A 13,043-nucleotide genomic window follows, 5' to 3' on the forward strand; every position below is an offset into this window, starting at 1 on the left:
GTCATCGACGGGTTGGTCTCGATACGCCGGCTCGCTCCGCTCACCGGCTACTCGACCAGCGAGGCCGGTCTAACCGACGCCGAGCAGATCGATGACGAAGACCAGGGTCTTGCCGGACAGCCGGTGTCCGGCACCCTCGGGGCCGTAGGCGAGTGCCGGCGGCACGGTCAGCTGACGGCGGCCACCGACCTTCATGCCGGGGATACCCTCCTGCCAGCCCGGGATGAGGCGCTCGAGCGGGAAGTTGGCCGACTGGCCGCGGTCCCACGACGAGTCGAACTCCTCGCCGGTGTCGTATTCGACGCCGACATAGTGGACGTCGACGATGCCGCCGGGCTGTGCCTCGGGGCCGTCACCGACGACGATGTCCTTGATCTGCAGCTCGGTGGGCGCGGGGCCTTCGGGGAATTCGACTTCGGGCTTCTCGGGGCTGCTCACTGCGGACTCTCCTTCGAGTCGTCGGTCGGGTGCGCTGATCGTGCGATCCTGGTGATTCACACAGACTTTCAGCGATCACCCATGGTGATGTAGTCGCGCTCGGTGTAGCCGGTGTACAGCTGACGCGGGCGACCGATCTTGGTGGTCGGGTCGTTGTGCATTTCCCGCCAGTGGGCGATCCAGCCGGGCAGGCGGCCCAGCGCGAACAGCACGGTGAACATGCGTGTCGGGAAGCCCATGGCGCGATAGATGACGCCGGTGTAGAAATCGACGTTCGGGTACAGCTTGCGCTCGATGAAGTAGTCGTCGCTCAGCGCGACCTCTTCGAGACCCTTGGCGATATCGAGCAGATCGTCCTGCACGCCAAGCGATTCCAGGATCTGGTCGGCGGTCTTCTTGACGATCGCCGCACGCGGATCGTAGTTCTTGTAGACGCGGTGCCCGAAGCCCATGAGCTTCACACCGTCTTCCTTGTTCTTCACCTTGTCCATGAAGGCCTTGGTGTCGCCGCCGGACTCGCGGATCTCGTCGAGCATCTCGAGCACCGCCTGGTTGGCACCGCCGTGCAGCGGCCCCCACAGTGCGTTGATGCCACCGGAGATCGAGGTGAAGAGGTTGGCCTGGCTGGAGCCGACGAGGCGCACGGTCGACGTCGAACAGTTCTGCTCGTGATCGGCGTGCAGGATGAACAGCATGTCGAGGGCCTTGGCGACCTCGGGGTTCACCTCGTACGGCTCGGCCGGGAAACCGAAGGTCATCCGCAGGAAATTCTCCACCAGGCTCAGCGAGTTGTCCGGGTAGAGGAACGGCTGGCCGACCGACTTCTTGTACGCGTAGGCCGCGATGGTGGGCAGCTTGGCGAGGAGCCGGATGGTCGAGAGCTCGACCTGCTCGGGATCCTTCGGGTCGAGCGAATCCTGGTAGTACGCGCTCAAGGCGTTCACCGCGCTGGACAGCACCGGCATCGGATGCGCGTTACGGGGGAAGCCGTCGAAGAAGCGCTTCAGATCCTCGTGCAGCAGGGTGTGCCGCTGGATCTTGTTGGTGAAGTCCTCGAGCTGGCTCGGGGTCGGCAGCTCACCGTAGATGAGCAGGTAGCTGACCTCGATGAAGGTCGACTTCTCCGCCAGTTGGTCGATCGGGATCCCGCGGTAGCGGAGGATGCCCGCGTCGCCGTCGATGTAGGTGATCGCCGATTTGGTGGCCGCGGTGTTGACGAACCCGCTGTCGAAGGTCGTCAGGTCGGTTTCGGACAGAAACTTGCCCAGGGCGACGGAATCCGACCCCTCGGTGGCCTTCAGAATCGGCAGATCCAGCTGGCCACCGGGGTAGGTGAACGTCGCCGAAGCCTGATCGGACGCCTGGTCGGCTGGGTCTGTTACAGCAGACACACGAACCCCTTCACTCAGCTTCACTCGGGATGAGAGTCGTCTTTTCGTGTGATCCGGGTAAGGATCACGCCTGCTAACAAACTAGTCGCTCCGCACCTCACTCGCCCACGGAGGGTCGGCCCCGGGCCGCGTGACGGTGACGGCGGCAACCTGACCAGCGAATTCGGCGATCCCCCGCCAGGCATCCGTATCGAGGTCGGCGACCGCCGGGCCGGAGAGCGCCCCGAGCCGGTCGAGGCGTGAGAGCAGCGCGCCGAGCACGCTGTCGCCCGCCCCGATCGTGTCGGCGACGTCGACCTCCGGGGGCCGGACCGGCACCGACAGCGCGGGCGTCCGCACGGTGAGGTCGTCGCCGCCCGCGGTCATCAGCACGGCTCGGACGCCCGCGGCGAACCAGTCGTCCGGGGTGGTGCCATGAGGGCCGTCGGCCAGCCACACGGCGTCCTCATCCGACAGCTTCACGATGTCCACCGCGTCCATCCAGGACGCGAATCGCTTCCGGTACGCGTCGTGATCCTCGATGACGGCGGCCCGGATATTCGGGTCGACGACCACCAGCCGGCCTTCGTCGTGACTGCGTCGCATCACCGTTTCCCACACGGACGCACCGGGTTCCAGCACCAGCGACAGCGTTCCGAAGCACACCGCGGACACCGTGGACGCGAACGGACCGGGATCGGTCACCGCACGGTCGGCGGTTCCGGCGACGTAAAAGGAGTAGCGGGCCGCGCCGTCGTCGCCGATCAGTGCCAGCGCCAGTGACGTCGGCTCGGATCGTCGCTGGATGAGCGTGGTCCCGACACCACTCGCACGGAGGGCATCGACGATCACCTCGCCGTAGTGGTCGGTGGAGACGGCCGAGCAGAAGGACACCGCACTGCCCAGCCTGCCCAGCGTGATCGCGGCGTTGAACGGGCCACCACCCAGTGCGGGTTGCAGGGCAGGCAACCGTGCCCCGGTGGCCGATGACGACTGCACCGCGTCGACCAGCGCCTCTCCGCAGATCACGATCTCGCGCACATCGCCTCCTCGTTTCCGTCCGACCCGTTTCGGCTCATCCTCTCACCGCGGACGACCCGGTAGGTTGGATCCATGCGAGAGTTGCCCGCGGGCCACGACGCGGTGCTGCTCGATTTCACCGCCGAACCCGATCCGGCCGCTGCCGTCGGACGGGCCGCCGGGGCGCTCATGCGGGCCGCAGGCAGTGCCGCACTCCCCACCGTGGCCGACGTGATCCCGGCCGCGACAACCATTCTCGTGCAGGCCCGCCCGGGTGCCGGGATCGACATCCTCGGCATCCATCGCTGCCTGCGCTCGGCTTCCGCGGACGAGGGCGCCGGGACGGCGCAGGACGCACCGGATCTGGTGATCCCGGTGATCTACGACGGACCGGACATCGCCGAGGTCGGGGAACTGACCGGCCGCAGCGGGGACGAGGTCGTCGCGATCCACCGGTCGACGCGGTGGCGCGTTCAGTTCACCGGCTTCGCACCGGGCTTCGGTTACCTTGTCCCCCACGATGATCGGGATCACCCGTTCCGGGATCTCGGTCGGCGCGGCGAATCCCGGCCGCGGGTGCCCGCCGGATCGGTGGCGGTGGCCGCCGGCTACAGCGCGGTCTACCCGCGCGAGAGTCCCGGCGGCTGGCATCTCATCGGGCACACCGACACCGTCATGTGGGACATCGATGCCGACCCGCCCGCCGTGCTGACTCCCGGACGCATCGTCCGATTCTCCGACACCACAACGGATTCCGGCCGATGACGCACACCGGACGCACACCCCGCCTGGCCGTCGTCGACCCCGGGCCGCTCGCGACGATCCAGGACCTCGGACGGCCCGGACACGCACACCTCGGTGTCCCGGAATCCGGTGCGGCCGACCGCGGCTCGCTGATGCTGGCGAACCGGCTCGTCGGCAACCCGGAGAGCGCCGCGGCCATCGAGACCACGCTGGGGCGTTGCACACTGCGCGCGCTCGATCACCTGCTGATCGCGGTGACCGGTGCGGCGACCACCGTCCGGGTCGATGGCGTGCCCGCCGGGTCGGCCGCCGCGACATCCGTTCGGGCGGACGCGACGATCGTCATCGACACTCCGACCCGAGGATGCCGGAACTACCTGGCGGTCCGCGGCGGCATCGACGCACCGCAGACGCTCGGCTCGCGCAGCACCGACACCCTGTGCGGGCTGGGGCCGCCACCGCTGCGCGCCGGCGACGAACTGATCGTCGGCGCACCGAGCGGACCGCTCCCTCCGGTGTCGTCGGCACCCATCGGCACCGACACCGACGACGTCGTATCCCTGGACGTCCTGCCCGGCCCCCGGGAGTCACTCCTCAGCCGACCGGGCGACCTGCGTTCCGGCACCTGGGTGGTGGGCGCCGACAGCAATCGCGTCGGTGTCCGCCTGGATCGCGCCCCGGGATCGGCCGACCCCCTGCTGAGCCACGCCGCGGAGCTGGCATCGGAGGGGATCTCCCACGGGTCGGTGCAGGTGCCGCCGAGCGGTCGTCCGGTGATCTTCCTCGCCGATCACCCGGTGACCGGCGGGTATCCGGTCGTCGGCGTCCTCACCCGCGCCGCGCTCGATCGGGCCGCGCAGGTGGTCGCCGGACAGCGCATCCGATTCGGATGACACCGCGGTCCGACCCGTTGACACCCTATTGAGACGATCGTAGACTTTCGTCTCATGAGCGATCTGCTGACTCCCACCGACGACACCGACGCGGCCCCGGACCCTGCCACGGGCCCGGCGGTGACCGCATCGGAGGACACCGCACGACCGGAGTACGCCCCCCTGGGACCGGATTCGCTGACCTGGCAGATCTGGGGCACCTGGACCGGCATGTTCCAGGGCCTGTGGGCCGGTTCAATCCAGAACATGCACCCGAAGCTCGGTGCCGCCGTCTGGGAGCACTCCGACTTCTTCGGTGAGCGCTGGCAGCGCCTGATGCGCTCGCTGTACCCGATCAGCGGCGTGGTGTTCGACGGATCGTCGGCCACCGGCCACGAGGTGCGCGATTACCACCGGAACATCAAGGGCCGCATGGACGACGGCTCCCGCTACCACGCGCTCGACCCCGACGTCTTCTACTGGGCGCACGCCACGTTCTGGTACGGCAATGTCCGCCTGTGCGAACGCTTCGGCCCGTGGCTGTCCGAGGACGACAAGCGACAGCTCTTCGAGGAGTCGAAGGCCTGGTACGCGATGTACGGCGTCTCCATGCGTCCCGTCCCGGACACCTACGAGGACTTCCTCGAGTACTGGGATTACATGTGCCGCAACGTTCTTCAGGATCATCCGGCGGTACGCACCGTACTGGACATCACCAAGATGCCCCCGCCCTCGCTGCTGTCCTTCGTCCCGCAGTCGATCTGGAGCCGCTACATCGCCCCTCCCGGGCAGCGCTTCTTCCTCTGGCTGACCACCGGCTTCTACGACAAGCCCATCCGGGAGATGATGGGGTTGCCGTGGTCGGAGCGCGACGAGAAGCGGTTCCGGCTCTTCGGCAAGGGCGTCAACCTGGTGATGCATCGACTGTTGCCGAAGCGCTACCTCCGGCATCCCCGACCGCGGGACGCCTGGGACCGGGTCACCGGCCGGGTACCGGCGGACGCTCCGCTCGTCGAGACACCGAAGCGCAATCTGCCACCGGAATCCGAGCGCGACAACCCGATGCACTACTGCCCGGTGCACGCCGCGCGCCGCGCCAACTACCCCGGCGTCATCACCGAGTACCACTGAGCCACACAATAATCCCCGGAGCGGGGAGCGAACTGGATTATCCGGTCGGCCTCCCTCTCCGGGGATTTTTTTGTGGGCGTTTCGCACCCCGATGACCGAGTAGGATGTCGACGTGCGCGCGAACGTGCTCCACGGGATCATCGTCGAGGTACTCGAGCGAGCGGTCAGTGCCTGAGAATGCGGGCAGCTATGTCGAGCGGCTGCCCGCCCCCGGCCTGTCACGGGTCGTGCGGACCGTGTGGTCCCAGCACACCGGCGGCTCCGACTATCTCCAGCGCAATCTGCCCACCGGCGGCACCGAGATCCACTGGCCGATCGGTGGTCTCCCGTATCTACTCGGTCCGCTGACCGGGCCGGACATCGACGTCCTCGCGGCCGGGACCCGCACGGTGGGCGTCCGCTTCAAGCCGGGCCCCAATCCCCTGCTGGGAGTCCCCCTCGGAGAACTCGTCGATCGCCGGATCCCGTTGACGGAACTGGGATTCGGATGGGTGACCGACACCGGGGCGGAGATGGTCCGGGCCGGCAGTCACGAGCGGGCGCTCGTCGTACTGGAGCGCCGGATTCTGGCCGAGCTGAGGGCCTCGCCGCCACCGGATCCGCTGCTCGGCGAGGCGACCCGACTGCTCATGCCCTGGCATCCTGTCGACATCACCACACTGGCCGACGGACTCGGCCTCTCGTCGAGCCAGCTGCGCCGCCGATACGTGCGGGAGCTCGGGATCGGCCCGAAGGCGATGCAGAGAATCCTGCGCTTCCAGGGATTCCTCGCTCTCGCGCAGGCACAGGCCTCCTCGCCGGTCCCCGCCCGCGACGAACCCATGGCCCACCTCGCCGTCGAGGCCGGGTATGCCGACCAGTCCCACCTCACCCGCGAGTGCGCTCGCCTGACCGGCTTGACGCCCGGCGTACTCCTGGGCGGTGATCTCGGACGTTGCCTGTGCGGACACGACCACGCCGCGTCCTACGGACCGTTCCTCGCCGCCCGCTCAGGCCCTCCCCACGCCTGAGCATGCGCGTTTCGTCCAAGACACGCCGTACCACCGCTTACTAACGTCGGGGCATGGGCAAGGTCATCACCGCACTCTCGGTCTCCGTGGACGGCTTCATCACCGGCAGGCAGCCCGGTGCCGGGCACGGCCTCGGCGACGGCGGGGTGCTGTTCGACTGGTACTTCTCCGGGGACACCCCGAGTTCGGTGCTGGACGGCTTCCGCATGAGCCCCGACAGCGCCGGTGTCTTCGACGCCCTGGCGGCCCGGGTCGGAGCCAGTCTGGCCGGCCGCACCACCTACGACGACTCCGGATGGGCGGACGGGGGGACGCCGCATCCCACCGCCCCGCTCGTCGTCCTGAGCCACCGGCCCGCGCCGCGGGTCAATGACCGGCAGACGTTCGTGCACACCGGCATCGGCGATGCGGTGTCGGTCGCCCAGCAGTTGGCCGGTGACGGTGACGTGGCACTGATGGGCGGTGGAGTCGTCACGGCGGCCCTCGCAGCGGGGCTCCTCGACGAGGTGGTGCTCCATCAGGTGCCCGTCATTCTCGGCGGCGGTCGCCCGTTCTTCCGGGCACTGGCGGGACACGTCGACCTACGGTTGCTCGAGGCCGTCGCCGCGCCCGGGGTCACCCATCTCCACTACGAGGTCCGCCGATGATTCTCGTCACCGGCGGCCTCGGCATGATCGGCGCGCAGACCGCACGCGCACTTGCGGATTCGGGCAGGGAGGTCGTCGTCACCGCGCACCGCACCACGACGCTGCCGTCCTTTCTCACCGATCGCGTCGTCGTCGAACAGGTGGACCTGACCGACCGCGACGCGGTTCTCGACCTCGGCCGCCGTCACGACATCACCGACGTCGTCCACCTTGCCGGGAGCGTTCCGTCCGGCGACGTCGTGGCGTATTTCCGAGCCGATACGACCGCGCTGCTCACCGTCATCGAGGCGGTGATCGCCTGGGGCGTACGCCGATTCGCGGTCGCCGGGAGTCTCGGCGCCTACCTCGGCCGTCCGGAGATCCCCTGGCACGAAGACCTGGACCTGCCCGCGGTCGCCGCACCGCATCCGATCATCGCGTTCAAGAAGGCGGTCGAACCGTTGACCACCAACGCCCTCGCGGGGACCGGAGTCCAGCCGATCGTCCTCCGGATCGGCAGCACATGGGGTCCGCTCATGGATCCGGAGTCCCCGTTCAACGCCGTGCCGCCCCTCGTGAGCGCGGTTCTGAGAGGCGAACACGCCGGTCCGCTCGACGCCGCGGCGGGAGGCGATTTCTGTTACGCGCCCGACGCGGGCCGGGCGATCGCTCTTCTGATGACCGCCGACCTACTCGACCACGACACGTACAACGTGTCCAGCGGTACGGCGATCACCAACGCCGACCTCGCCGCGGCCATCGAGTCGGCGGTCCCCGGGGCGTCGGTGACCGTCCGCGGGACGCCCGACACCGCGCCTGACCTTCCGTATCTCGACATCTCCCGACTCCAGCGCGCCACCGGCTTCATCCCGGCCTATGACCTCCCGGCCGCGATCGGTGACTACGTGGCCTGGCGGCACGACAACCCGCGCTGATCGTCGCCCCGCACCCCCCATCGACCGATCGGAGACACCCATGCTCGACGACCGTGCCCGCGCCGTGCTCGACGGGGCGAACCTGGCACACCTCGCGACCGTCCTCCCGGACGGCTCTCCTCATTCCACCCCGGTGTACGTCGGCACCCGCGACGACCACGTCGTGTTCTTCACCGGGCCCGGCACCCGCAAGGCACGCAACATCCGGCGCGAACCCCGCGTCGCCCTCTCGATAGCCCCGCGCGACGATCCGTTCCGGCCGGTCGTCATTCGTGGGCGTTGCATCGACCGGATCGTCGGCGAGGAGGCGTGGACGATCATCGATCGGCTCGTCGCCACGTACGTCGACGTGCCCTACCCGCGCGACGAGGAACGTGTGGTGTTCGTCATCGAGCCCCGGGCGGACTGACGCGTCCGACCCGGTAGCGGACGAACGCCGGAACCGCGAGTGCCGCAAGGACTGTCAGCACGATGACACCGATACCGCCGCCCGCGGTGGCCACGGCCGTACCGACCGTCGCGGCGGCGGCACCGTGCGCGACGTCGGCGATCCGCGGCCCACCCGCGACGACCACGATGAACACGCCCTGGAGCCGGCCACGCATCTCGTCGGTGGCCACCGACTGCAGCATGGTCTGCCGGAAGGCCGCCGGCGCCATGTCGGCCGCGCCGCCCACCATCAGCGCGATCACGACGATGGGCAGGACCGGTAGCGCGGTGCCGTGTGCGAAGAACAGCGCGAATCCGGCGACCGCGATGGCGCCACCCCAGATGAGGATGCACACGATCACCGCGAGCCCTTGTCGCCGGACGCGGGTCACCCATCCCGAGAACACGCCGCCGATGACGGCGCCGAGCGGGATCGCGGCGAACAGGAGCGCGAAGACCGTCCCGCCCTCCTGCGGTCCGCCGAAGCTCTCGGCGGCCATCTGCGGGAACAGTGCGCGCGGCATGCCGAACACCATCGCGATCAGGTCGACGACGAAACTCATCAGCAGCACCGGGTGCAGGCGCAGATAGGCGAACCCGTCGAGCACGGAACGGATCCCGGCAACCCGCCGTTCGTCGCCGGCCGCGCGTTCGGGTGTGAGCGACGGCAGCTTGATGACCGCCCACAGCGTCGCGAACAGGCAGATGGTGTCAATGAGGTAGAGCCACGAATAGCCCAGGACCGGAATGAGGACCCCACCGACGAGCGGGCCGGCGATCGCACCCGCCTGCATCACCGTCATGTTCAACGAATTCGCCGCGGGCAGATCCGTCGTCGGCACCAGCCGGGGCAGGATCGCGGTCCGCGTCGGCTGATTCACCGCGAAGAATGCTTGCTGTAATGCGAAGACACACAACAGAAGCCAGACATTCCGGACATTCATCGCGGCCTGGAGCCAGAAGATGCCGCTGCACACGATCAGGCCGGTCGTCGTGACGACGAGGATCGTCCGCCGGTCGAAGATGTCCGCGAGCGCGCCACCCCAGAGCCCGAAGACGATCAGCGGCCCCAGCCCGAACACACCCGTCAGACCCACGTACGCCGAACTACCCGTGTCGGCATAGATCTGCGCGGGCACCGCGACCACGGTGAGCTGGGCACCGATCACGGTGATGATGTTGGCGACCCACAGCCGCCGGAAATCCGGATAGCGCAGCGGAGTCGTATCGGCCAGGAGACGTGGCACTCGGACGAGTCTAGGCGACGTGCGTGGCCCGGCCTCCACGGAGATCAGATGGTCGCGCGCTGTTTGTGGACGAACTCTTGTCGGTCTTCTGAATGAATCCTTCTCGAGAGGGCTACCGGCGTGTTCGCCCCTCGGCGCGCCACGAACCTCCTCACCAGCCGCTATGTGGAGTCTGGAATCCTGTCTGCATCGCGGGCGATCGCGTCGGCGCTCGTCCGGCTTCCGGCCCGCGCACGGATTGCTACCGTGATGAGCGCATTGTGCGTTTTCGGCCGAAATTTTCGTCTTGGCCTGAGGAGGGAGAACGCTCCGATGGAGCTACCACGTAATCAGGATGATGTCGACGCCCTGCTGCGCAACGTCGATGCCCTCCGGGAGAGTATCGCGGACGCGCAAGCGAAGGCCACGCACCTCACATCCACCGCGAGCGAGTTCGATGGACGACTTTCCGTCACGGTGAACATGAGAGGCATCGTGACCCGGACCGACATTGCGGAAGACCTCCTCGACAGGGTAACCGCCCGGCAACTTGCGTCGGCCATCACGGCCGCCACTCAGCGCGCCGCACGGGATGTCGCGGAGAAGACCGCCGAGGTCTGGCGTCCGATCAATCGGGGACTGGGAGACCTTCCTTCCGCTTCCGATGTGATAGACGGTTTACCCGAGGTCGGCAGTCTTTTGGACGGGATGGTCACATCGCCTCCACCCCAGGAGGCCACAGCCGACGACCAGCACTACGAGAATCTCGAGATACCAACACCGACAAGCGCTTCCACGGACTACTACGAGAATCTCCAGGAGCGGGAGGAACCGCGTTCATCCTTCCGCGACCAGGCGTGGTAGGCAACCGACGTACAAACACAACGACCAGGAAGGGAAAGCGATGACGAGCGGGGTAACCGGTGGCGACATCGAACAGCTGGGCAGCTACGCGAGCCGCTTCCATGTCCTGGCCGGACGCCTTGAGCAGGCGAACACCACACTGGCGCAGTCGATCGAGGGCGAAGGCACCCCCTGGGGCGGCGACGACGAAGGAAATGCGTTCTCGGAGAAGTATCTTCCGCAGTCGGAGGCCGTGCAGGACAATGGTGAAACTCACCGTCATCGCCTTCTGACCGTTGGCAATATCGTCGAACAGGCCGCCCGGGGATTCGCGACAATCGAAGGGATCAACAGGATCCAACTCACGTCCGAGGCATCGGCGACGATCACCCCGTCGAAGTAGGGCCGGTACACAATGGGAATCGAATGTCCTGGTTATATCGCCGAACCGCTCTCGTGGGTGGGCATGAATTGGCCGGAAGGCGACGAAACAGCCCTCGACCGCTTGGCTGAGCACTGGAAGACGTACGGACAAGCCGTGCAAGGCATCGGCGACGAACTCGAAGGGCTGTCGCACGGCGTGCTCGGTACGTTCGAAGGCGACACGCAGGAAGCCCTTCGCGAACATCTACGTACCTTCTTCGAGGGTGAGAAGTCGCTCGAGAAGATGATCGAGGAGGCCGACGCACTGGCCTCAGCCTCGTCCACGATGTCCAATCAAGTTCTCACGCTGAAGATTCTCTTCATCATCGAGTGTGCCGAGTTGGCCGTCACGGTGGCCGCGATCATCGTCTCGATGTTCTTCGGGAACGCCGGGGGCCCCATGCAAATCACGGCACGGATAGCCATCTCGCGAGTCCGCATGATGCTGATGCGACGTATGGCCATTCGCGCCATCAAAGAGGCGGTCGCGCGTCAGGTGATGAAACGCATCATGACTCGCGGATTGAAGAACTTTGCAAAGGGCGCCGCGGCCACGGCCGGTATTGATACGGCAATCGGTGCGGGTCGCGAGCTTCAGAATCAGTACGTCGCCGCGGTGATCGGTGGCGAAGACTTCGATCTCGGCAAGATAGCTTCGGCAGGACTGACGAGTGGAATGGCCAGTCTCGTTCTCTCACCGATCGGTGGACCTCTGACGAACGGCCTATCTACCGCGACCGGCAGCAAATTCGCCGGAGACATGCTCTCCCGTTGGGGGACATGGGATGCCGCGAGTTCTACTAGTAGCTGGATCGGCGACAAGTTCTCACGCGAGGTCGATGGCAGGCCCACTGCCGTCGACGAGGGCATCAGCCGCTGGGACTCCTGGGACAACCGGCGCCCGTCAGAGTCACCTCCCCTCTTCCCCAACCCCAATGTCCATGCCGAGCCGTACTTTCCGGATCGTTCCGAGGCGACAATCGAAAAAGGACCGTACGTCCCCGAGCAGTCAGAGCCGACTGTCCAGGCGAAACCGTACATCCCGCCGGTCGACACCACGCAGTCCGGTGAGGCTCCGACGTGGGTACCGGGCAGTGACAGCGGCGTAGTGTCACCGAGCCGCCCTCGCTAGGAATGAGGTGAGCATGACGACTACGACCGCGACGCGCGGTGCACCAAGCTGGGTCGACCACACTTCGGCCTCCTCGGAGGCCATGCGCAAGTTCTACGGCGAGCTCCTTGGTTGGACTTTCGTCGAAGAGGGCACTATCGGCCTCGTCGACGGGCTACCGGTGTGTGGCGTGGCAGAGGTGCGCGATTCGGGGGACGGTACCGGCGCCTACTGGCACCCGTACTTCGGGATCGACAGTTTCGAGCGACTCAGCTCCGAGGCACCGGAGGGCGGTGGACTGCTTCTGGCGCCGACTGCGTACGGGGATGGAATCGCCACGGTGGCAACGATCTGCGATCCCGCGGGTGCGACGTTCAGTTTGTGGGAAGGCGGTTCGATTCCCCACTTTCGTACCGGAATCGATACCACGCCGGCCTGGTTCGAACTCGTGACGCCGCGAACGGCAGCGGTTGCACGTTTTTACTGTGAGCTCTTCGATTGCGAACCGACCTCGGTCGGCGGCGACGACGCACCCTATCGCGTGTTCGCCCGCGCCGATGTGGGTCCCATCGCCGGCGCAATCGCAGCCGACGTCCAACCGTATTGGCGGGTCTACTTTCGAGTGTCCGGCCTCGATTCGACGATCGCGCGGGCCGAAGATCTGGGTGGCACCTGCCTCACCGACATCCTCACACTGCCTATCGGGCACACCGTGCTGCTTCGTGATCCCGTGGGGGCATTGTTCGGCCTGATCTCAACGGAATCCCGCACCGAACGAGCGGCAGAGCCGGCCGAACGGTGTGCGTCGCCTTCCGAGCGGCCGGACAACGCCGGATACCCGACAAACCTGTCGTTGTGAGAAAAC

Annotated in this window: 15 protein-coding genes; 11 read left to right on the forward strand and 4 right to left on the reverse strand. The window is 67.0% G+C overall.

The window, feature by feature from the left end; translation table 11 throughout:
- Positions 1–69: 69 nt before the first annotated feature.
- The 3 genes from AC4JJG_RS02585 to AC4JJG_RS02595 form a co-directional block, all read right to left on the reverse strand.
- Positions 70–438 carry an FKBP-type peptidyl-prolyl cis-trans isomerase gene (locus AC4JJG_RS02585; RefSeq protein ID WP_495399092.1) on the reverse strand — a complete coding sequence of 123 codons (369 nt, stop codon included), beginning with the start codon at positions 436–438 and terminating at the stop codon, positions 70–72.
- A 68-nt stretch (positions 439–506) separates the two neighbouring features.
- Positions 507–1,829, reverse strand: coding sequence for a citrate synthase (locus AC4JJG_RS02590; RefSeq protein WP_495399091.1), 1,323 nt, complete (start codon positions 1,827–1,829; stop codon positions 507–509).
- An 81-nt stretch (positions 1,830–1,910) separates the two neighbouring features.
- Positions 1,911–2,849: a carbohydrate kinase family protein gene (locus tag AC4JJG_RS02595; RefSeq protein ID WP_495399090.1), complete on the reverse strand. Its 939-nt coding sequence runs from the start codon at positions 2,847–2,849 to the stop codon at positions 1,911–1,913.
- 72 nt (positions 2,850–2,921) lie between these two features.
- On the opposite strand from AC4JJG_RS02595, the gene AC4JJG_RS02600 reads away from it, so the two are divergent.
- From AC4JJG_RS02600 to AC4JJG_RS02630, 7 genes are all read left to right on the forward strand, one after another.
- Positions 2,922–3,593 carry a 5-oxoprolinase subunit B family protein gene (locus tag AC4JJG_RS02600; protein WP_495399089.1) on the forward strand — a complete coding sequence of 224 codons (672 nt, stop codon included), beginning with the start codon at positions 2,922–2,924 and terminating at the stop codon, positions 3,591–3,593.
- Entirely contained in the window at positions 3,590–4,465 is an 876-nt protein-coding gene (locus AC4JJG_RS02605) for a 5-oxoprolinase subunit C family protein (RefSeq protein WP_495399088.1), read from the forward strand. Before AC4JJG_RS02600 ends, AC4JJG_RS02605 begins: the two co-directional genes overlap by 4 nt.
- Positions 4,466–4,519: 54 nt before the next feature.
- Entirely contained in the window at positions 4,520–5,575 is a 1,056-nt protein-coding gene (locus tag AC4JJG_RS02610) for an oxygenase MpaB family protein (protein WP_495399086.1), read from the forward strand.
- Positions 5,576–5,742: 167 nt separating this feature from the next.
- Complete coding sequence (locus tag AC4JJG_RS02615; RefSeq protein WP_495399085.1) at positions 5,743–6,585, forward strand: helix-turn-helix domain-containing protein; 843 nt, start codon at positions 5,743–5,745, stop codon at positions 6,583–6,585.
- 53 nt (positions 6,586–6,638) lie between these two features.
- Complete coding sequence (locus tag AC4JJG_RS02620) at positions 6,639–7,232, forward strand: dihydrofolate reductase family protein (protein ID WP_495399084.1); 594 nt, start codon at positions 6,639–6,641, stop codon at positions 7,230–7,232.
- Complete coding sequence (locus tag AC4JJG_RS02625; RefSeq protein WP_495399083.1) at positions 7,229–8,146, forward strand: NAD-dependent epimerase/dehydratase family protein; 918 nt, start codon at positions 7,229–7,231, stop codon at positions 8,144–8,146. Before AC4JJG_RS02620 ends, AC4JJG_RS02625 begins: the two co-directional genes overlap by 4 nt.
- A 40-nt stretch (positions 8,147–8,186) precedes the next feature.
- Positions 8,187–8,555: a TIGR03618 family F420-dependent PPOX class oxidoreductase gene (locus AC4JJG_RS02630; RefSeq protein ID WP_495399082.1), complete on the forward strand. Its 369-nt coding sequence runs from the start codon at positions 8,187–8,189 to the stop codon at positions 8,553–8,555.
- On the opposite strand, the gene AC4JJG_RS02635 is transcribed toward AC4JJG_RS02630, so the two are convergent.
- Positions 8,533–9,822: an MFS transporter gene (locus AC4JJG_RS02635; protein WP_495399081.1), complete on the reverse strand. Its 1,290-nt coding sequence runs from the start codon at positions 9,820–9,822 to the stop codon at positions 8,533–8,535. The two genes, AC4JJG_RS02630 and AC4JJG_RS02635, sit on opposite strands and share 23 nt — an antisense overlap.
- Positions 9,823–9,942: 120 nt before the next feature.
- On the opposite strand from AC4JJG_RS02635, the gene AC4JJG_RS02640 reads away from it, so the two are divergent.
- The 4 genes from AC4JJG_RS02640 to AC4JJG_RS02655 all read left to right on the forward strand — a co-directional run bounded on the left by AC4JJG_RS02640 (position 9,943) and on the right by AC4JJG_RS02655 (position 13,037).
- Positions 9,943–10,665 (forward strand): YbaB/EbfC family nucleoid-associated protein, encoded by a 723-nt coding sequence (locus AC4JJG_RS02640; RefSeq protein ID WP_495399080.1) that lies wholly within the window; start codon positions 9,943–9,945, stop codon positions 10,663–10,665.
- Between the two features lie 40 nt (positions 10,666–10,705).
- Positions 10,706–11,047, forward strand: coding sequence for a DUF2563 family protein (locus AC4JJG_RS02645; RefSeq protein ID WP_495399079.1), 342 nt, complete (start codon positions 10,706–10,708; stop codon positions 11,045–11,047).
- 63 nt (positions 11,048–11,110) lie between these two features.
- On the forward strand, positions 11,111–12,199 hold the full coding sequence (locus AC4JJG_RS02650) for a WXG100 family type VII secretion target (RefSeq protein WP_495405738.1): 1,089 nt from the start codon (positions 11,111–11,113) through the stop codon (positions 12,197–12,199).
- Between the two features lie 13 nt (positions 12,200–12,212).
- Positions 12,213–13,037: a VOC family protein gene (locus AC4JJG_RS02655; RefSeq protein WP_495399077.1), complete on the forward strand. Its 825-nt coding sequence runs from the start codon at positions 12,213–12,215 to the stop codon at positions 13,035–13,037.
- Positions 13,038–13,043 lie beyond the last annotated feature (6 nt).

The sequence above is a fragment of the Gordonia sp. B8661-1 genome (genome assembly GCF_059427765.1).